This is a genomic window from Pseudoalteromonas sp. MMG012 (assembly GCF_018100875.1).
Taxonomy (GTDB): Bacteria; Pseudomonadota; Gammaproteobacteria; order Enterobacterales; family Alteromonadaceae; genus Pseudoalteromonas; species Pseudoalteromonas aurantia.
In genome coordinates this window covers 14,832-35,396 of record NZ_JAGJEF010000003.1, presented here as the reverse complement: position 1 = coordinate 35,396, position 20,565 = coordinate 14,832, and the positions used below count along the sequence as shown (strand labels likewise).

At 40.9% G+C, this 20,565-nt stretch carries 14 protein-coding genes; 3 read left to right on the top strand and 11 right to left on the bottom strand.

Annotated features, from left to right (window positions below):
- Positions 1-48: 48 nt before the first annotated feature.
- Complete coding sequence (locus J8L97_RS01740) at positions 49-1,029, bottom strand: 2-hydroxyacid dehydrogenase (RefSeq protein WP_211047646.1); 981 nt, start codon at positions 1,027-1,029, stop codon at positions 49-51.
- Entirely contained in the window at positions 995-1,510 is a 516-nt protein-coding gene (locus tag J8L97_RS01735; protein ID WP_211047645.1) for a glutathione peroxidase, read from the bottom strand. The genes J8L97_RS01740 and J8L97_RS01735 overlap by 35 nt, the downstream gene beginning before the upstream one ends.
- Positions 1,511-1,648: 138 nt before the next feature.
- Between J8L97_RS01735 and J8L97_RS01730 the strand changes: the two genes are divergently transcribed.
- On the top strand, positions 1,649-2,542 hold the full coding sequence (locus J8L97_RS01730) for an NAD(P)-dependent oxidoreductase (protein WP_211047644.1): 894 nt from the start codon (positions 1,649-1,651) through the stop codon (positions 2,540-2,542).
- A gap of 7 nt (positions 2,543-2,549) precedes the next feature.
- On the opposite strand, the gene J8L97_RS01725 is transcribed toward J8L97_RS01730, so the two are convergent.
- The 4 genes from J8L97_RS01725 to J8L97_RS01710 all read right to left on the bottom strand — a co-directional run bounded on the left by J8L97_RS01725 (position 2,550) and on the right by J8L97_RS01710 (position 11,524).
- Positions 2,550-3,770 (bottom strand): serine hydrolase domain-containing protein, encoded by a 1,221-nt coding sequence (locus tag J8L97_RS01725; protein ID WP_312037110.1) that lies wholly within the window; start codon positions 3,768-3,770, stop codon positions 2,550-2,552.
- A 267-nt stretch (positions 3,771-4,037) separates the two neighbouring features.
- Positions 4,038-6,797 (bottom strand): methyl-accepting chemotaxis protein, encoded by a 2,760-nt coding sequence (locus J8L97_RS01720; RefSeq protein WP_211047643.1) that lies wholly within the window; start codon positions 6,795-6,797, stop codon positions 4,038-4,040.
- A 176-nt stretch (positions 6,798-6,973) separates the two neighbouring features.
- Positions 6,974-8,800 carry a di-heme-cytochrome C peroxidase gene (locus J8L97_RS01715; RefSeq protein WP_211047642.1) on the bottom strand — a complete coding sequence of 609 codons (1,827 nt, stop codon included), beginning with the start codon at positions 8,798-8,800 and terminating at the stop codon, positions 6,974-6,976.
- A gap of 171 nt (positions 8,801-8,971) precedes the next feature.
- Complete coding sequence (locus tag J8L97_RS01710; protein ID WP_211047641.1) at positions 8,972-11,524, bottom strand: TonB-dependent receptor domain-containing protein; 2,553 nt, start codon at positions 11,522-11,524, stop codon at positions 8,972-8,974.
- A gap of 155 nt (positions 11,525-11,679) precedes the next feature.
- On the opposite strand from J8L97_RS01710, the gene J8L97_RS01705 reads away from it, so the two are divergent.
- Positions 11,680-12,204, top strand: coding sequence for a YaeQ family protein (locus tag J8L97_RS01705; RefSeq protein ID WP_210997939.1), 525 nt, complete (start codon positions 11,680-11,682; stop codon positions 12,202-12,204).
- A 23-nt stretch (positions 12,205-12,227) separates the two neighbouring features.
- Here J8L97_RS01705 and yfaE read toward each other — a convergent pair whose 3' ends face one another.
- The 5 genes from yfaE to ubiG all read right to left on the bottom strand — a co-directional run bounded on the left by yfaE (position 12,228) and on the right by ubiG (position 17,681).
- The gene (yfaE, locus tag J8L97_RS01700) at positions 12,228-12,500 is read right to left on the bottom strand and encodes a class I ribonucleotide reductase maintenance protein YfaE (RefSeq protein ID WP_211047640.1); all 273 of its coding nucleotides are present in this window, start codon (positions 12,498-12,500) and stop codon (positions 12,228-12,230) included.
- On the bottom strand, positions 12,500-13,630 hold the full coding sequence (nrdB, locus tag J8L97_RS01695; protein WP_210997941.1) for a class Ia ribonucleoside-diphosphate reductase subunit beta: 1,131 nt from the start codon (positions 13,628-13,630) through the stop codon (positions 12,500-12,502). The genes yfaE and nrdB overlap by 1 nt, the downstream gene beginning before the upstream one ends.
- 49 nt (positions 13,631-13,679) lie before the next feature.
- Positions 13,680-15,965, bottom strand: coding sequence for a class 1a ribonucleoside-diphosphate reductase subunit alpha (gene nrdA, locus J8L97_RS01690; RefSeq protein ID WP_210997942.1), 2,286 nt, complete (start codon positions 15,963-15,965; stop codon positions 13,680-13,682).
- A 361-nt stretch (positions 15,966-16,326) separates the two neighbouring features.
- A complete protein-coding gene (locus J8L97_RS01685) occupies positions 16,327-16,974 on the bottom strand; it encodes an HAD family hydrolase (RefSeq protein ID WP_210997943.1) in 648 nt (215 codons plus the stop codon).
- Positions 16,971-17,681, bottom strand: coding sequence for a bifunctional 2-polyprenyl-6-hydroxyphenol methylase/3-demethylubiquinol 3-O-methyltransferase UbiG (gene ubiG, locus J8L97_RS01680; protein WP_211047639.1), 711 nt, complete (start codon positions 17,679-17,681; stop codon positions 16,971-16,973). Before ubiG ends, J8L97_RS01685 begins: the two co-directional genes overlap by 4 nt.
- A gap of 191 nt (positions 17,682-17,872) precedes the next feature.
- Between ubiG and gyrA the strand changes: the two genes are divergently transcribed.
- Positions 17,873-20,563 carry a DNA gyrase subunit A gene (gene gyrA / locus J8L97_RS01675; protein WP_211047638.1) on the top strand — a complete coding sequence of 897 codons (2,691 nt, stop codon included), beginning with the start codon at positions 17,873-17,875 and terminating at the stop codon, positions 20,561-20,563.
- The last annotated feature ends 2 nt before the right edge of the window (positions 20,564-20,565 follow it).

Below are 20,565 nucleotides of genomic sequence, written 5' to 3'. Positions count from 1 at the left end.
GTTATGAGAGCGTAAAGAGGCTTTTAGTGGGGGCCTCTTTTTTATGTGCTATATGACTTGATTCGTTAACGGTAGATCTGACGTGCACTCAGAGAGATTTTCAATGGTAATGTTGGCTATTTGTGTCAACGCTTCTTGGGTGAAGAAACCTTGATGACCTGTAACGAGTACATTTGGAAAGCTGATAAGTCTACTAAATATATCGTCTTGAATGATTTCTTGGCTACGATCTTTAAAAAACAACTCAGATTCTTGCTCGTACACATCAAGGCCTAAATATCCAACAGTTTGGTTTTTTAACGCGCAAATGCATGCTTTGCTGTCAATGAGTGCACCGCGACTGGTATTGATTAACATCACGCCGGGTTTCATTTTTCCAAACGCTTGCTCATCAAGCAAATGATAGGTTGCATCATTTAACGGGCAGTGCAAACTAATAATATCACTTTGTGTCAATAGCATGTCGAATGTTACTTTTGTATAACTGCCTTCCCCTATATTCGGATCATACACTAAAACATTTGCACCAAAGCCATTTAATATAGCAATCAACGCTTGGCCAATTTTCCCTGCTCCGACAATACCTACCGTTTTATTGTGTAAATTGAAACCAAGCAACCCATTGAGGTCGAAATTATCCTCTCTTACCCTGTTGTAAGCTTTATGTGTTTTTCTACTTAATGTTAGCATCAGGGCAATACAAAGCTCAGCAACGGCTTCTGGGCTGTATGCAGGCACGCGAACAACTTTGATGTTTAATTCATTAGCAGTGGTCATATCAACATTGTTAAAGCCGGCACATCTTAGCGCAATAAAGCGAATACCCAGTGAGGCTAATATATTGAGTACCTGCTGATCAGCGGTATCATTGACAAATATGCACACGGCGTCAAACCCTTTACACAATGATGCTGTGTGTTCGGATAATGACTCATTAAAACACTTAATATTTAATTCTGGATGAGTACTAAGTGCTTTATCAAAAAATGGTTGTTCATAACTTTGCGAACTGAATAGGGCTATCTTCATTGTATAAATGGCTCTCTATAACCGGTCTTAGTGTATCTGGTTTGGTGCGAGGTGCGTATCTTGATACTAGCTCACCTTCTGAGTTTACTAAAAACTTAGTAAAGTTCCACTTAATTGCTCGGTTTTGTGAGATTCCACGAGTGTGTGATTTTAAGTAGTTAAACAATGGGTGTGCATCAGGGCCATTGACTTGTACTTTGTTACAAATCATAAAGCTAAGATCAAAATGACTGTTATAAAACTCTTTTAACATTGCATCTTCAAGTGGCTCATTACGGCCAAATTGATTACAGGGAAACGCTAGAATTTCAAGCCCAAGCGAATGATATTTTTTATACATTTTTTCGAGCGCACTAAGCTGTGCTGCGAAGCTACATTTACTGGCAATATTGATAATGAGTACAGGTTTACCCTGCAATTGCTTCAATGCGATTGTTTCACCGTTGAGTAGCTGTACACTATAACGATAAATTGTTTCCATTTGACTCATACTCCTTCACGGGCATGTTGTAAGTAGTGTTTTAACTACCTTATTAGTGATTTAAATTTGCTATACGCCAATTACTTGGGGTATAAAAACTCCATTGTTAATACCATAGCAGCGAAATAGGACAGAATTATGTCAATGAAAGTGGCGTTTATCGGATTGGGGGTAATGGGATATCCAATGGCTGGACATTTGGTCAGCGCAGGATACGAAGTCACGGTGTATAACAGAACAACAGCAAAAGCACAGCAATGGACGGAGCAACATGCAGGTAACTATGCTCAAACACCGAAACTAGCGGCTAGCGGTGTAGACATCGTGTTTATGTGTGTCGGTAATGATGATGATTTACGGTCTGTCGTTTATGGCGCAGATGGGGTACTCGCCGGTATGCACCCAGGGGCTATTTTAGTCGATCATACGACGACCTCGGCAACGGTTGCATGTGAGGTTGCAGCGGTGGCGGCAAAACAAAATATCTCATTCATTGATGCGCCAGTATCTGGTGGGCAAGCTGGTGCGGAAAATGGGGTACTTACGGTGATGGCTGGTGGCGACCAAATAAGTTTCGAGGTAGTTCAACCAGTGATGGCTGCATTTAGTCGTTTTAGTCAGTTATTGGGTGATGTCGGCAGTGGGCAAACTTGCAAAATGGTTAATCAAATATGTATTGCAGGTGTTGTGCAAGGTCTCGCTGAAGGTCTGCACTTTGCAAAACAAGCTGGGTTAAATACTGAACAGGTTATTGAAACGATTTCTAAAGGAGCTGCGGGCTCTTGGCAAATGGAGAATCGTTATAAAACAATGATTGCAGGAGAGTATGACTTTGGTTTTGCAGTAGATTGGATGCGTAAAGATTTAGGGATTGCACTAGATGAGGCACGTAATAATGGCGCTTCTTTACCATTGACGGCGACGGTTGATCAATATTATGCCGATGTACAAGCATTAGGTGGCGGTCGTTTTGATACATCGAGCCTACTGGCGCGATTAGATGCATTGCATCAGGTCAAGAAAAAGCAATAGGTGTGCTCTAAATTGGAAGGAATGACGGGTTAACCGCCATTCCTGATTGAACTACTGAGCGTTCTAGCATAACCGCAATGGCTTGCTCTACAGCTTCTCTTACTTGTGTTGTACTTCCGTTTGTAACCGCCAGTAATGCAATATTCTCTTCTGGAATGATGAGGTTATCAAGGTAAAATGATCCAGTAAATCCGTTATGGTGAAACTGATTGTTTTCTTTTAATATCCACCCTAATCCATAGCTTTCACTGACAGGTGAATGCATGTGAGCGTAACTGTCAGTACTTACAATATTACCTTTGCCCATTGCACCAGATAAGTGGGCTTGTAAGTACAGTGATAAATCGTGAAGGTTGGTATTTATTGTGCCAGCAGGACCGATGACTTTTGGAAGGCTAACCCTATCAGCTGCGGTGATTGCATGCCACTGTCCGTCACGTATCTGATGACCACTTGGTTGATTGTCAGGATCCATAAAGCTAGCAGTACCAAAATCAATAAGGTTCATCTCTAAAGGAACGGCAATTTCCTGAGCAACAAGCGCTTCCCAAGATTGACCCGTAACACGTTCTAACATGTGACCTGCGAGTACATATCCGGCATTACTATATAAGAATGTACCTTTGGTGGTTTCAGGTTCTGTATTAAGTAGCTCAATGGTCCATGAATACCTTTGTTCTGTCATTGATCTTTGATCCATATGCCATTGACCAGTAAACATACTGTCTAAATCTCGCTTTAACCCAGACGTCATTGATAATAAATCTCGAAGTGTAAGGTGTTCATATTCGGGTTTAATTTTTCCAGATAATTCAGGGAATATTTCTAATACATCACTTTCTAGTGAGATCAACCCTTGTTCAACAAGCCGGGATGCAACTGTTGCCGTGATTGATTTAGTGAATGACCCAATTGACCAACGATCTTCAGTCGTGACGAGTGTTGGTTGACCACTGATACGATATCCACTCACATCCATTTCTAAAAGTGCATCACTACTGACGATAAAAGCAGCCAAAGCAGGCATGTTGTATTGTGTACGTATTGCTTCGAGTTCTTCATGGAGTTTTTCGTCTCCAGTTTTACCATAAAGCAGTTCAGGCTCAGTTGCTTTTAATTTTGGTTGCTCAGAATAGCTGGAAGAATCGCTGCCACATGCAATTAATAGGGTTAGGGTAATGAACACAATGATAGAGTGCACAAGACCATTCTTAATATTTAAATACACAAAAATTCCTTGTTGATTTTAAAACCAACAATTGTAAACTATTTATATTTCTTTGTGGTTAAAATGAATACAAAAAGTTTTTTTGTATTCAAAGGTTAAATTTTTGGTGGTTGAAGAAAGGGGAGCGCCTTCATCTTTATCTCCCCCAGTATTAAAGCCCGTTAACTTATATTGCCAATCAATAAGTCAAGGAGCAGAGGGATCCGTTAGGTGACTTTAGCCTCCATTTTAGTTTATCAGCATGATGATGTAATAGGCTCAGCAAGCTCATACTTCAAACCCAGACATAAAACGATTAAGCTCGTTGGCTTGGTGCGATAAACTATTGCTTGATGAATTGGCCGTTTCAACGAGTATTGTGTTCTTCTGTATAATGCCATCCATCTGTTTTATAGCAACATTGACTTGTCCAACACCATTAGACTGTTCAGTGCTGGCAAGCGCTATATTTTCCATTAGTTGGGATAGTTGTTTAATACTACTCACAATGTGACCGAGCGTTTGACCTGACTCAGTGACTAGCTGCACTCCATGGTCAACCTTCATCGCGCTGTCATTGAGTAAAGTTGATATTTCTTTAGACGCATTTGCACTGCGCTGGGCAAGTTCACGTACTTCAGCAGCAACAACAGCAAATCCTCTACCAGATTCGCCTGCTCGAGCAGCTTCTACCGCCGCGTTGAGTGCAAGTAAGTTAGTTTGAAAAGCAATCTCGTTAATGACCTCTATAATACTCGATATTTCATTGGAGCTATTACTAATTTCTTTCATTGCGTTGACGGTTGAATGAACGAGTTCACCACCTTGTTGGGCTTGTTTATCAGCTTCAGTCGCTAAAGATGCTGCTGAGTGCGCATCTTTGGAGTTGATGGAAACCGTGTGGGTGATATCACTCATCGACGCGGTGGTTTGTTCAATGGATGCCGCTTGTGATTCTGTGCGTGCACTTAAATCATTCATACCCAGCTTTATTCCATTTGCCGAGCCATTAATTGTATTGGCTGTGGTGCGTATTTGACTGACCATCTTTGCAAGGTTTGATACCGATGTATTAACAGAGTGCTTTAAAGTATTAAAATCACCTTGATATTCACCTTCCACAAGTTGCGTTAAGTTACCTTCAGATAGTGCATGCATGACCGATTTGCATTCATGCAAAGGCTTAGAGATCGCATCAATTGTTGAATTTATCCCACCAACGATAACGGAAAATTCCCCTTGATGTTTAGAAGCATCGACTCGCTGTTCAAGTTGCCCTTTGCTGGCAGCTTGCGCCAGCTCAGTGGTGTCTTTTACCATACTTTTAATCGCATCAATTGATGTTGTTAAGCTATTCTTAATTTGTAGAAAGTCGCCTTGATAGCTATTACTAATATCTGTAGGTAATTGTCCTTTGGCTATGAGATCTAAATAATCAGCGGTTAGGCGTACAGGCTCTACAATCACATCTAATGTGGTGTTGAACCCTTTTACGATACTCTGGAAATCACCTTGATGCAGGTTAATATCAGCGCGTTTTGAGAGTTCACCTTGACTGGCCGCTTCCATTAACATATTGGTATCCGCGATGAGCGCATTGATTGCACCAGTTGCTGTTTTGAGGCTATGATTTATTTCTAGAAACTCACCGCTGTAATCTCCGTGAATAGCATCAGGCACTTGGCCAGTTGCAATTAAGTTAAGGGTATCTTTGGTTTGTTTGATAGGAAGGGCAATGGCATCAAGTAGTGAGTTTATGCTTTTTGCGAGTGTATGCATAAAGCCGGTAAATTCTGTGCTATCTAAGCGTGTGGCAAGCTGTCCTTGAGATGCTGATTGAATGATTTTTCCTACTTGTTCTTCTGCGTAGCGCTGCTCAGTCAGATCGGAGAGTTCATAAACAATGCCCAATAGGTGTTTTTCTTCATCGAAAACTGGGCCCGCGACAACATTAAATATCACAGATTGGTAATTTACTTCGCATTCAACTTGGTGCCTGTGTGCTTCACGGAGTGTGCCATAGCAGCTTTGTTGATCAAAAAAGTGTTCTACATTAGCTTCATTTAATGATGTGACATTGGGTTGAGTGGCTTTTATTTGATCTTTATAGCGAAGAAATAGACGCTCACACTGGTGATTGGAATAAATGATTTTACCGTTGCCATCACTTAACATCACAGGCGCTGCGGCATTATCAAGTGCTTGTTTAATTCTTCCATTTTCTTGAGCTTGGGTTTGTTGTTGCACCATTTGCAGTTTGAGGTCATCGGTCATAGCCAGTAAATTTTGCTGCATAGTATTGAGATTATTTAACAGTAAACCAATTTCATCATTGTCGTGTCCATGAATATCGTTTGCCAAATTCCCGCTAGCAATTTGTTCAGCTATGCTGGAAGCTTGGCGAATAGGATGCGTGATCAACCTTTGAATGAATAACGTCATAAGTAGGAGTATTACTGAAGACAAAATAAACATCATGACCATACTTTGAAATAGCACTTGCTCTTTTTTTGCAGTGAGGGCAACAGAACGATCAGAAACTAAATGGGTGATCGCAACGTTGATATCACCAAGGAGCTTAGCCGACAAGCGGTCTATACCTTTTACTGCTTTATCGCCTATTTGGGTGTTAAATAAGGATGCACTATATTCATTTAATCCTACTCGATATAATACCCCTAGCTTTTGGTGTTCTTTTTGAAAACTAGCTAATTGGTGAATAATAGAATCAGGGAGTGTATGGGTATCTAGCAGCACTTTAATATTATCTTGTATCAGTTGTTCATTTTTTTCGAACCGTAGCCAATATTTTTCGTATTGCTCTGGTTCACTTCCTCTGATCAAGACATTTTTCCATTCTTGAACTTGTGTTTTAAACTGGCTAGATATCAGGCCGACTTGCTGACGGGTAGATAATTCATTGTTTATTAATGAATCTAATTCTGCTGCGACATTTTTTACTAAAAATAAAGTCACTAACGCGCCAATGAGTATTATTGACATACCACTGATGACACACAGCATTAATTTGGCTTTTACACTATTCATACGTATCTTCCTTGCAAGGTTTTATTTTGCATCATTACCAAAATATAGTAAAAATTCTCATAAACTCAAATACTTGTTGTAAATAAATGACATATATATGACAGGCATGCGTAGGTATTTAGTGAAGGTAAAAAGCCGAAGTAGGGCATAAGCTGATGGCCTATGCCCCTTTGATATTAAAGTGTTTTCATGAACTCAACGAGTTGCCATTTTTGCGTATCGTTTAGGTGGGTGCCATAGCTATGGCCTAAGTTAGAGTTACCAGCTCTAATTTTGCCATTGCTATCAGTGACTTTAAACAAATTCAACCCTTGATGCGTTTCATAACCTACGTTGACAGGATCAAACTCTCTACTACCGACCCAAAAAGTGTTAGATCGAGCTTTGGGAGTTTGTAAAAGCTCCCATAAACTTGCGACAGAGCCGTTGTGTAAGTATGGCGCGGTTGCCCAAATACCATTTAAAGGTCGTCCTTTATATACACCATTGTCTAATGTGCCATCTATACAGTCAGTAGCGGCAGATTTTGCTTTGTTATTACGGGCTTTTAGATGCTCAGATACCAGTGCCTCAAATTCAGCAAGCCCACTGAGCTTTTTGCCATTGGCTTGTGTACGTTCAGCAATATTACCTGCTTTTAATGCAAGTGGAATATCTTTAAGCACCAGACCTACAACACCATTTACAGGAATATCAATCGCATTACCAGTTGGCCCGAACTTATCACCAATTAATATACGCTCTTTAGTTCCTTCTAGAATAAGCGTGTTCGCCATATGGCATGATGCGTTGTAAGCCGTTACAGGATCAGTGCCTAATTCACTTATCAGGGTTTGGTTTGCAATGTAGCGTTTAAGCTCATCTTCGCGCGGAACAATTTGATGACAGCTCGCACATTCCGCTTTATATAACAGTGCGCCAGCGGCGGCTTTATTGTTGTCTATCGCAGGGAAGTACTGGACAGGCCATTGTGGTGACTTGAGTGTTTTAACCCATGATTCAAGGTAGCCTAGACCCATAATATCAACGGTTGAAGAATAGCGAACCTTTTTACCCCATAAACGTTGCCATATAGGCGCCTCCTTAATATCTAAGCTACCAAATACACCGACGACCTCGCCAATATTTCTCACCAGAGGTCCTACAATAGGGGTATTAGGTGCTGAAGCATTCCATTGTACAACATCGGATTGATGGGTTCCCCACAAGAACGGATATGATACAGGGCCTGTCGGCGTGTTTTTATTTGTAAGGTCATGTAGAGCAAAAGCCGTTCCGGCGTTTTGTATATTGCCAAAAGCATCAAGCCGTGCATAACTTGTAAAATCTTCAGGGTAGTCTGTAGGTAGTGCATTAACAGTTTGGCGTTTTGCTGAAGCCAATGCAATGTCTTGGAGGCGAGTTTTTAATTGTGCTACATCATTGTCCGTTCTATTTGGGCCGAGTACATTTGCTGCAAAACGCTCAAATTTGGCTGTGTCAGCTAGGGTTTTATCCATAGCTTCAATCAGTTTTTTGAAAAAAAGTACAAAATTACCGAGTGTCGGCGCACCTTCGATGAGTATTTTTGTCCCTTTATAATCTAATTGGTTAGTATGACAAGCTGCGCACGTCATACCAACCCAGCTTTCACCAGTTGTTTGATTATTATGCAATGCAAAGCCTATGGGAAGACCACCAGGATTTGACTGTGATGCTTGCATCGGCAAGTAACGTAACATCTCCATATGATCCGTGTGGCGAAATAGTTGCTCACTTTCTGCTTGTTCAAGCCATACAAACCATGTGTAGGGAATGATTTGTGCGCCTTGATTAGTAAACCAAAAATCGTTTCTTATTTGCTCGCTCCAGCCTTGATCTAACCACACCCGTTTAATTTCACCACCTTCTGCTGGTGTTATTTTTGGTGGGTTAACGGGTGGTGCGGATTGTTGTGTACTGCAGCCAACGACCGTGACGAGGCCTATTATGCTAGAGAGTGTAGCAATACGTAACTTGCTCATTGCATCTGTCCTTACTAATTGAAGTGGGCAGAGCATAGGTCTAAATGTTAATTTTATCCATTACAGAGCATTACATTAATTTAACGTTGAAAGTGTAAGAAGGGGGAAGGGAAAATATTGAAGAAAAAATGGAACCAAAACTAGGTTTGGTTCCATTTTCCGAAGCGCGAATTAAAAGTAGGCGCGTAAGCCTAATTTTAAGTTTCTACCCGGTAAAGGGGCTTGTTCTTTTATGAAGGAGCTATGTACAAAGCCAAGTTCATTGGTCAAGTTGTCAATATTAGCGTAGCCAACAAAGTCGATACCCTGTGCCGAGAAATCATACTGAAAGCTTGTATCTACCAATGTATAACCATTAGTTTTACTCTCATAAGCAGCAATATCTGATTGGCTATTATAACGTGTTATTGTCATATTTGCTTTCCAACCTGCATGCTCATATTCATATTTCACGCCAAGCTTATTACTTGGGATCCGAGGTAGATATTGGTCATTGTCTAATTTAGCTGTTAGCGTGTCAGCGAATACTTTCACACGGTTTTTATCATTGATCCGATAATGTGCATCTAGCTCAACACCATAAAGTTCAGCATCATCACTGGCAAACTTAAATACTGGTAATGCGCCTTCATGGAAATGATCTGCGTTTTCAATACCATGTTCAGAGGTAAACATTAACCCTGTATTTTGTTGATAGTAATAATTAGCAACGTCATTATAGAAAACGTTAATGGTATAGCCAAAATCACCAATAAAACGACGTACGCTGAAATCAATATTAGTGGCCGTTTCTTGCGCAATTTCCTGCGGCTCGAAATGCACTTCACCATCTTCAATTACATAGCCAAGGCCTAGCTCGTAAGTACGAGTAGCAATATGGGTACCATTTGACAATAGTTCGGCCGTTAGGGGAGCTCGCTCAGAACGAGAAACATTAAATGCGACGTTATGCCCTTCTGTAAAATTGTAAACACCACCAATTGAAGCACTGATATTTGTCATGTCTAATTGATAAGCCACTGATTCATATTCTTTGTGGTCGTCGTGATCATCATGTCCGTGGTCGTCGTGATCATCATGGCCGTGGTCGTCATGATCATCATGGCCGTGGTCGTCATGATCATCATCACCGTGGTCGTCATGATCATCGTGATGCGCTTCAGTTGTTACTAAGCTAGATAGCTGAAAATCTTCAATACGCGCACCAAGCTCTAGAGTAAAATCACCAAACGTGCGTTCTTCAAGTAAAAACAGCGCATGAGATTTTGTTTCTGTTGCTGGAGTAAATGCTTCGGCACCATCAGCTTTATAGTCGCTATCTGCGTAATGGTATCCTACAATACCGTGCCATTCACCGATACGATGTTCTATGCCGGTGCGTAACTCTGTGGTTTTGTTTTTGAATGTTGTGCCAATACTGCCATGCTCAATCTCGCTATGCTCATAGTCCGTATAACCCGCTCTTACATTAATTGATTCAATCCATTCGTTATGAAGAGAGTAGTTAAAGAGAGCTTGCCAACGGTCTTGTTTTACACGAGCAAATACACCTTGTTCAGCGCTTTCATCTGCATGATCATCTTCACCTTCATGCTCGTCATGTTCATGGCCTTCATGCTCGTCATGGTCATGACCTTCATGACTATGGGCAGGAATACCGTAATCTGTATCAATTCGACCGAAGCTTAAACCCAGTGTTAAATGTTCATTTACGTAACTAGTACCAAAATTAACTTGCTGAGAATCTATAAAAGTATTATCTACCTTTTTAGCCGTTTCAGGTGACTCATTGTGATCATCATGCTCACCCTCGTGCCCGTGATCATCATGTGCGTCATGATCATCTTCGCCATGCTCGTCGTGTTCTTCATGCGGTAAGTTAAACTCAGGCGTGTCATAATCACCACCTTTGCGGCTTACGCCGTCAAAATGGAAATTAAAACCGTCAGATCCAGTTTCAAGCATTGCAGCATAGGTATTGGTATTAGATACCGTATCGTGGCTATACTCAGCGGCGCCAGACAATGACTCTATAATGTCAGTAGGAATACGATTATCGACCACATTTACAACGCCACCAATCGCGCCTGAGCCATATAACAATGTCGCTGGCCCACGAAGCACTTCAATTTGTTGTGCGGATAGACTGTCGTTTGTATTTGCGTGGTCAGGGCCAACGCGAGATGCATCACTGCTGTCTAATCCATTTTGAGTAATTTTGACACGAGGACCGTCTAAGCCTCGAATAATAGGGCTCGAAGAAACAGGACCAAAGTAGCTTGCATTGATGCCAGGTTGACCTTTCAGCGTTTCCCCAAGAGTTGGCTTGGCTGCGTTTTTCAATTCGTCACCAGCTAATACTGTCACTGGAGACGCCATTTCAACATTATTTTTGTGTAACGCAGATGCATAAACAACCATACTTTCAACAGCACTAGGCTTTAGTACGACGGTTACATAAGCGTTATCGGTTATTACTGGTAAGCGTTCATCTAAATAATTGTTTTTGGTGATATGAAGTTGTGAGTCGGCATCGACATTAATTGTAAATTGGCCGTTTTTATCAGTAGTTACTGACTGGCTTTTACCATGTAAGTGTACTTTTGCTCCACTTACTGGCTGATTGTTATTGTCGAGTATTTTACCTTTTACATCTGCGGCAAATACGTTGCTTGAGAAAAGTGCAGTAACAATTGCACTGCTGATAAGAGACTGCTTCATCATAATTTATTAGACACTAACGTTGAGGTTGAATTAATTCGTGACAATATAACACCACATAATTGGCAGTTCAATGATGTTATACTATAACCTCAAATATTTTTGCTAAAATCGACACAAAGTCTATAGTTAGAGCGTGACAGAGTAGGGAGATTAACATGATCAAACCTTTTGTTTTTAAAGCGCGCGTTAATGTGGCTGACTTATTTCATCATGCCAATCACCAAGAAGTGTTTACGACTGCGTTACAAAAGTCTGAATCTCTTGAGCATTTTGTACTTAAAATAGTAGGATTGTGCGCGATATCTTATGATCAAAAAGCAAATTTAAACGCCAACTCAGACAAACAAAAGCCGGATGTATGGCTGGAAGATGATACTGGCTATATTACCGTGGCTTTGTATGCAAATACCTTGGAGTTCGATGAGATCATACGACTCGCTAAATTGTTTGGTAAATTGGTGATTTTAATAAAAGAAAATGATGTGTGGTTTGATGAGGTGTCGCAAAGATTACATTTGATAGATAATTTAAGTGTTTTTTCTCTTGAAGCACAGTTTGTAGATGCATTAAGTGATGCATTAAGTCGCAGCTTGCATTGGGATGTGGTGATTGAACAAAATCAACTGAGCATTAGTGATAAGCATGAATACTATGAAACCAGTGTTGCTCAACTGCTCTAAAACCCGCTAGGGGCAACTTGTTTCTATAGCAGCGTAATTTTAATGTTAGAGAGGGGGCGAGAGCAGCATAGTAATATCTCTCCTTCTCGTACAAAAGCGAGAGGCTCTTGATTATAGGTGATTTTCCCCTCATTGAGCTGTGCTCTGCACGCCCCACAAAACCCTTCACGACATTGATATGGTACATCTATATTTGCAGCTTCCAATGTATGTAATAGAGTTGGGGAATGAGCCACAAATTCAAGTGGCTCATCGTGATCTGTTATCGTTATCACAGGGTAGGGTTTTTCAACCATTACAAGTCAAAATCACCGAAGTCAGAGGCATCAACCTTTGAGTCTATTTGTCCAACAAGATAGGAGCTAATTTCAGCTTCTTGTGGTGCAACTTGGACATTATCTGAAATTAACCACGCATTGATCCAAGGGATTGGGTTAGATTTTTTTTCAAATTGTGTTGGTAAGCCGACGGCAGTCATACGTGTATTAGTGATGTACTCGACATACTGGCATAAAATATCTTTATTTAGGCCAATCATTGAGCCATCTTTAAATAAGTACTCAGCCCATTCTTTTTCTTGCTCAGCAGCTTCTACAAACATCGCGATTGCTTCGTCTTTACATTGTGCAGCGACGATTGCCATTTCAGGGTCGTCCTTGCCTTCTTGCATTATGTTGAGCATATGTTGTGTACCAGATAAATGGAGTGCTTCATCACGCGCAATTAACTTAATGATTTTTGCATTGCCTTCCATTAACTCACGTTCTGCAAAAGCAAACGAACACGCAAAGCTGACGTAAAAACGAATAGCTTCTAAGATATTTACCGACATGACGCAAAGGTAAAGTAGTTTTTTCAACTCGAATAAACTAATTACAACAGTTTTGCCATTGACCTCATGTTTACCCTCACCATACAAGTTAAATAGGGAGACTTGCTCAATCAAAGCATCATAATAACGCGTGACGGCATCAGCACGCTCATTAATTTTGTCGTTGCTGACAATGTCATCAAAAATAAGTTCAGGTGACTGCGTTACATTACGAATAATGTGCGTATATGAGCGACTATGAATTGTTTCGCTGAACGCCCATGTCTCAATCCAAGTTTCTAATTCAGGGATAGATACAATCGGCAATAGTGCAACGTTAGGAGAACGACCTTGGACACTATCTAATAGTGTTTGGTATTTCAAGTTACTTAAAAATATATGTTTCTCGTGTTCAGGCAGTGCCTGAAAATCTATTTTATCTTTACTCACATCGACTTCTTCTGGTCGCCAGAAAAAGGACAGTTGTTTTTCAATCAGCTTTTCAAAAATAGGGTACTTTTGTTGGTCATAACGAGAAACGTTTACAGTTTGGCCAAAAAACATTGGCTCCTGTAGTTGATCGTTGTGTTTTCTGCTAAACGTAGAATAGGACATAGTTAATACTCGATACTAAAGAGGGCGGGCCGAAAAGGCCCGCTAAAGCTTAAATTTTACACGCGCCGCCTTCACAGCCATCATCTTCAACTTCTGGTTTCATTTCATCATGAGCATCAGAAGCGCCATCACGGGTATTATGATAATAAAGCGTTTTTACCCCTAATTTGTATGCAGTAAGCAAATCTTTCAGCAGTAGTTTCATTGGAACTTTACCACCTTCAAATTTATTCGGGTCGTAGTTGGTGTTAGCAGAAATAGTTTGGTCAACAAATTTTTGCATAATACCAACGAGTGCAAGGTAGCCATCGTTAGACGGAATGTCCCAAAGCAACTCATAGTTGTCTTTCAAGCGTTCATACTCTGGAACGACCTGCTTTAAAATGCCATCTTTACTTGCTTTGACACTGATATGACCTCGAGGTGGTTCAATACCATTGGTCGCATTTGATATTTGCGACGATGTTTCAGATGGCATTAAGGCTGATAGCGTTGAGTTACGCATACCATGTTCTTTAATGCTGGCACGTAGCGCGTCCCAATCAAGCTTTAATGCTTCATCACATACTTTGTCTAGATCACGCTTATAGGTGTCTATGGGCATAATGCCTTGAGAGTACGTGGTTTCATTAAATAATGGACATGCGCCGCGTTCTTTCGCCAAAGTATTTGATGCTTTCATTAAATAATATTGAATTGCTTCAAATGTTTGGTGTGTCAGGCCATTAGCACTGCCATCTGAATATTTTACACCGTTTTTAGCAAGGTAGTAAGCGTAGTTGATAACACCTATACCGAGTGTTCTTCTACCCATTGTCGCTGTATGCGCAGCCGGCACAGGGTAATCTTGGAAATCCAGTAAGTTGTCGAGTGCACGTACGGCCAAATCAGCAAGCTCATCAAGCTCGTCTAATGATTCGAGGGCGCCTAAGTTAAATGCCGACAGTGTACACAATGCAATTTCGCCTTCCGCATCATTTACATTGTTTAGTGGCTTTGTCGGTAATGCTATTTCTAGGCACAAATTAGACTGGCGAATAGGAGCAACTTTCGAATCGAACGGGCTATGCGTATTACAATGATCAACATTTTGTAGATAAATTCTGCCCGTGCTTGCGCGCTCTTGTGCAAACATAGAGAATAATTCGATGGCCTTTATACGTTTCTTACGAATAGATTCATCTTGCTCGTACTGCACATATAGTGATTCGAACTTGTCTTGATCTTCAAAAAATGCGTCGTATAAGCCCGGTACGTCTGAAGGACTAAATAGCGTGATGTAATCATCTTTAATCAAGCGGGCATACATAGTTTTGTTAAACTGTACGCCGTAGTCTAAATGGCGAACTCGGTTTTCTTCAACACCGCGGTTATTCTTTAGAACCAGTAAATTTTCTACTTCTAAATGCCAAAGTGGGTAGAACAATGTGGCAGCACCACCGCGTACACCACCTTGTGAGCAGCTTTTAACAGCAGTTTGGAAGTGCTTATAAAATGGAATACATCCAGTATGGTATGCCTCACCGTTGCGAATAGGGCTACCTAGAGCACGAATTCTACCTGCATTTATACCAATACCTGCACGTTGGCTCACGTACTTAACAATCGCGGACGAAGTCGCATTGATAGAATCTAAGCTATCACCACACTCAATGAGTACGCATGAACTAAACTGACGTGTTGGTGTACGTACACCTGCCATAATGGGGGTTGGTAATGATATCTTGAACAATGAAATTGCATCGTAAAAGCGTTTGATATAATCAATACGCGTTTCTTTTGGGTAATCAGAGAATAAGCTTGCGGCAACTAAGATATATAAGAACTGAGCGCTTTCATAGATTTCTCCGGTTACTCGGTTTTGTACTAAATATTTACCTTCGAGCTGCTTAACCGCGGCATAGCTAAAATTAAGATCTCGAGAATGATCTAAGTAAGCATCAAGCTCGTGTAATTCTGCTTCTGTATAATCAACCAATAAATGTTGATCATAGCGCTTGTCTTCGACCAATTTAGTAATGTGATCATATAAGCGAGGTGGCTCAAATTGACCATACGCTTTTTTCCGAAGGTGGAATATGGCTAGTCTGGCAGCAAGGTATTGATAGTCAGGTGAGTCTTTATCAATTAAATCGGCAGCGGCTTTTATGATTGTTTCATGGATGTCTTCAGTGCGAATGCCATCATAAAACTGAATATGTGACTTAAGTTCAACTTGTGACACAGAAACATTATTTAGACCTTCCGCAGCCCACGTGATAACGCGGTGGATTTTATCTAAATCGAGCGGCTCTTTTCGGCCGTTTCTTTTACTGACAGATAGCTGTTGGTTCATAGTTGTGCCTGTATTCCTTCGGAATGTGTATTTTTATATTGATCGCTGAGACAACAATTGCTTAGCTTTTAACCACTATATATGGTGGGAGTGCCCCTGCGGATCACAAGATAGTGGGGTTATGGCAATTTTGCAATAGAACAACTTGCTCTCAATTGTGGATAACTTAGGGATAATTGCATTGTGTTAGTGTTCATTAACCTTTGAGGTTTTATACACTAAGCCGCCATAAAAAAATCAACTCAATGAAGACTATTTTTTTGTAAATTGAAAAAAAAAACTGACTGATTTTTTTATATGCAGCTAGGTATCAAAATACAGACAAAACACTACATATGGTGCTTTGTCTGATTTTATAATACTAAATGTGCTGAAGTAGTCCCACAGGGTTAGTAAGATTCAGATCCGCGGCCCACGACCGTGCAATTGTCTCACTAGGAACATATCCCCACAGTGCAGCAACAGGACGCATTTTGGCTGCCTTAGCTGCTTGTATGTCTCTTTCTGCGTCCCCAACGTAGTAACATCTTTCTGGGTTAACGTTTAATTGATGCGCTGCATGCAATAATGGCTTGGGGGATGGCTTTGCTTCTGAGAGCGTGTCTCCACACACAACAACACGGATGTTTTTGAGTTCATCTATTTTTTTCAGTAGGGGCAGCGTTAGGAAAGTTGGCTTGTTTGTCATAATTGCGATTTGTATATTTGCATCGTTGAGTGACTGTAGCAAAGTACTAATACCTTCAAAGCAATGACTATATACCGCTAAATTATTTGCGTAATAATCTAAAACATGTTGGCGCAGCTGTTCAACATCATAGTCCGTCAGCTTGTCACCGAACCCAACTTCTAGTAGCGCTTTAACGCCGTTAGAGATAGCTGGGCTATATGCTGCTTTACTGACTTCAGGTAAGCCATGCAACTTTAAAGTATGATTGAGTGCAGCACCTAAATCGTCACAAGTATTGAGTAATGTTCCATCTAAATCAAAAATGACAGCTTCTATCATGCTAGTTTCTCAAAGTGGAGGATGTAATTAACACTTACATCGTCAGTTAACGTAAATGTTTTTGAGAGTGGGTTATAGTTAATTCCTGCACTGGCTCTTACTTTTAAGCCACACTGTTCAGCCCATTTAATCAGTGTGGAAGGGCGAATGAACTTATCATGGTCATGGGTGCCTTCTGGCACCATTTTCAATACTTTCTCTGCTCCAACAATGGCTAATAGGTACGCTTTGGTGGTTTTATTGAGGGTTGAGAAAAAAGCATGCGCGCCGGGTTTAGCCAGTGCTGCAACAGCTTTAATGATAGAAGCAGGATCTGGGACATGTTCTAACATTTCCATACAGGTAACGACATCGAACTGCTCGGGGTTTTGTTGTGCGAATGTTTCAGCAGGTATTTTTTGATAATTAACTTTAACACCCGCTTCTAAGCTATGCAGTTTAGCTACGTTTAATGGCTCTTGCCCCATATCAATGCCAGTGGCATTTGCACCAAGTTTGGCCATACTTTCAGTGAGTATGCCGCCGCCACAGCCTACATCGAGTACAGTTTTCTCAAATAAACCTTGGCTTCGGTGATTGATAAAGTCTAGCCGTAATGGGTTTATGTCATGTAATGGTTTGAATTCGCCTTCTGTATCCCACCATTGCTGAGCAATGTCTTCAAATTTTGCTATTTCTTGTGGATCTACATTTTGATGTTCGGTCATAAAAAACTTCCTCGTTAATCTGAGCGCATTATAAGCAGGGTCAGATTAAAATCACTAAAATCTTGCGCCTGTAAATTATAAAAAAGTGTGTTAGCATAGCTATTCAGAAATTAATAATAACTCAATCTCTTTGTCATAAGTCTGACTAGTTTGACATAAAAGAGATAGACACTGAAGGAAAGTGGAATCGAATGACTGATCTCGCCAATGAAATCCTGCCAGTCAATATTGAAGATGAACTCAAAAATTCATACCTAGATTACGCAATGAGTGTAATTGTAGGGCGTGCATTACCTGACGTACGGGATGGGTTAAAGCCCGTTCACCGTCGCGTATTGTTCGCGATGAATGAGTTAAAAAATGACTGGAATAAGCCTTACAAAAAATCGGCTCGTGTAGTCGGTGATGTGATCGGTAAATATCACCCTCATGGTGACAGCGCAGTGTACGACACTATCGTACGTATGGCGCAACCATTTTCTCTGCGTTATATGTTGGTTGACGGCCAAGGTAACTTCGGCTCAGTCGACGGCGATTCAGCTGCTGCGATGCGTTATACCGAAGTACGTATGGCAAAAATATCTCATGAATTGCTGGCTGATTTAGAAAAAGAAACCGTTGATTATGTTCCTAACTACGACGGAACAGAGCAAATTCCAGATGTACTACCAACTAAGGTCCCTAGCTTATTAGTGAATGGGTCTTCTGGTATTGCTGTTGGGATGGCGACCAATATTCCGCCACATAACTTGACTGAAGTTATTAACGGCTGTTTGGCACTCATCCAAAACCCTGATTTGACCATTGAAGAACTGATTGATTATATCCCAGGGCCTGACTTTCCGACCGCTGCAATTATCAACGGTAAAAAAGGAATTGAACAAGCCTACAAGACGGGTCGCGGTAAAATTTATGTGCGAGCTCGTGCAGAAGTCGAAGTTGATGAGAAAACAGGCAAAGAAACAATTATTGTGCATGAGTTACCTTATCAGGTTAACAAAGCACGATTAATCGAAAAAATAGCTGAGCTGGTCAAAGACAAAAAAGTCGAAGGGATCAGCGCACTGCGTGACGAGTCTGATAAAGACGGGATGCGTGTTGTAATTGAAGTGAAACGAGGCGAAGTAGGAGAAGTTATTTTAAATAACTTATATTCGCAAACTCAGTTACAAACAGTATTTGGTATGAACATGGTTGCGTTGGATAATAACCAACCTAAGTGTTTTAACCTAAAAGAAATGCTAGATGCGTTTATCGTTCACAGACGAGAAGTTGTTACGCGTCGCACCGTATTTGATTTACGTAAGGCCAGAGATAGAGCGCATACGCTTGAAGGTCTTGCTATTGCGTTGGCTAATATTGACCCGATCATTGAATTGATCAGAAAGTCTCCAAGCCCTTCTGAAGCGAAGCAAGCTCTAATAGCGCGTCCGTGGGAGTTAGGTTCAGTTAAATCAATGCTTGAAAAAGCAGGCGAAGATAATGTTGCACGCCCAGATTGGTTGGCTGCTGAGTTGGGTATTCGTGATGGCCAATATTATTTGTCAGAGCAACAGGCTCAAGCCATCTTAGATTTACGTTTACATAAACTGACTGGCTTAGAACACGAAAAAATCCTAGCTGAATATCAAGAACTGTTAGATGTCATTGCTGAACTACTATTTATTTTGTCTTCTCCTGAGCGTTTAATGGAAGTTATTCGTGATGAGTTAGTTCAAATTAAAGAAACCTACGGGGATGAGCGTCGTACAGAGATCAGTGCAGCAGCACACGATATTAGTTTAGAAGATCTTATCAATGAAGAAGATGTTGTGGTTACGCTGTCTCATGAAGGTTATGTGAAATATCAGCCGTTGTCAGATTATGAAGCCCAGCGCCGTGGAGGCAAAGGTAAAGCCGCGACTAAGATGAAAGATGAAGATTTCATAGAGCGTTTATTGGTTGCCAATACGCACGATACAATTCTATGTTTCTCGACATCAGGTCGTATGTACTGGCTTAAAGTGTATCAACTGCCACTGGCATCACGTACAGCACGCGGCAAACCAATTGTTAACCTATTGCCATTAGAAGCAGACGAGCGTATTACCACCATTCTCCCAGTACGCGAGTATGAGGAAGATAAATACGTATTGATGGCGACAGCAAATGGTACGGTTAAGAAAACACCATTAACAGCTTATAGTCGACAACGCGCAAGTGGCATCATTGCAATTAACTTAAATGAAGGCGATAACCTAATCGGAGCAAATATCACTGATGGCAGTAATGACATCATGTTATTTACTGATCATGGTAAAGTTGTTCGATTTAACGAAAAATTACGTGATTCTGAAACTGGTGAAGTGAAAGTTGACCCAGAAACCGGTGAAGAAATGCTGGCATTGCGTCCGATGGGTCGCACAGCGACTGGTGTTCGTGGTATAAAAATGCCGGACGGTGTTAAAGTTGTATCACTGATAGTACCTAAAAATGATGGCGCTGTATTAACAGTTACTGAAAATGGTTATGGTAAACGTACACCATTGGATGAGTATCCAGCGAAGAGTCGTGCAACACAAGGTGTTGTATCGATTAAAGTCAGTGATAGAAATGGCAGTGTTGTTGGTGCAGTACAAGTAGAAGACAACAATGAAATAATGTTAATCTCTAATCGAGGCACGTTGGTTCGTACTCGTGTCAGTGAGGTGTCTACTGTTGGTCGAAATACGCAAGGGGTTATTTTGATCCGAACAATTGAAGATGAGCAAGTAGTTGGTCTACAGCGCATTGAAGAAATTGAAGTTGATGACTTACCAGAAGGTGAGGCTGACGATGTGAATACAGAGAACACCGAAACGATTGAAAGCACGCAAGTGAACGATGATTCACCGAGTGAATAAAG

Bases quoted from the DNA above. Each gene is read 5' to 3' on its own strand.
- J8L97_RS01740 (WP_211047646.1), bottom strand. From the start codon at position 1,029: ATGAAGATAGCCCTATTCAGTTCGCAAAGTTATGAACAACCATTTTTT.
- J8L97_RS01735 (WP_211047645.1), bottom strand. From the start codon at position 1,510: ATGGAAACAATTTATCGTTATAGTGTACAGCTACTCAACGGTGAAACA.
- J8L97_RS01730 (WP_211047644.1), top strand. From the start codon at position 1,649: ATGTCAATGAAAGTGGCGTTTATCGGATTGGGGGTAATGGGATATCCA.
- J8L97_RS01720 (WP_211047643.1), bottom strand. From the start codon at position 6,797: ATGAATAGTGTAAAAGCCAAATTAATGCTGTGTGTCATCAGTGGTATG.
- J8L97_RS01715 (WP_211047642.1), bottom strand. From the start codon at position 8,800: ATGAGCAAGTTACGTATTGCTACACTCTCTAGCATAATAGGCCTCGTC.
- J8L97_RS01710 (WP_211047641.1), bottom strand. From the start codon at position 11,524: ATGATGAAGCAGTCTCTTATCAGCAGTGCAATTGTTACTGCACTTTTC.
- J8L97_RS01705 (WP_210997939.1), top strand. From the start codon at position 11,680: ATGATCAAACCTTTTGTTTTTAAAGCGCGCGTTAATGTGGCTGACTTA.
- yfaE (WP_211047640.1), bottom strand. From the start codon at position 12,500: ATGGTTGAAAAACCCTACCCTGTGATAACGATAACAGATCACGATGAG.
- nrdB (WP_210997941.1), bottom strand. From the start codon at position 13,630: ATGTCCTATTCTACGTTTAGCAGAAAACACAACGATCAACTACAGGAG.
- nrdA (WP_210997942.1), bottom strand. From the start codon at position 15,965: ATGAACCAACAGCTATCTGTCAGTAAAAGAAACGGCCGAAAAGAGCCG.
- J8L97_RS01685 (WP_210997943.1), bottom strand. From the start codon at position 16,974: ATGATAGAAGCTGTCATTTTTGATTTAGATGGAACATTACTCAATACT.
- ubiG (WP_211047639.1), bottom strand. From the start codon at position 17,681: ATGACCGAACATCAAAATGTAGATCCACAAGAAATAGCAAAATTTGAA.
- gyrA (WP_211047638.1), top strand. From the start codon at position 17,873: ATGACTGATCTCGCCAATGAAATCCTGCCAGTCAATATTGAAGATGAA.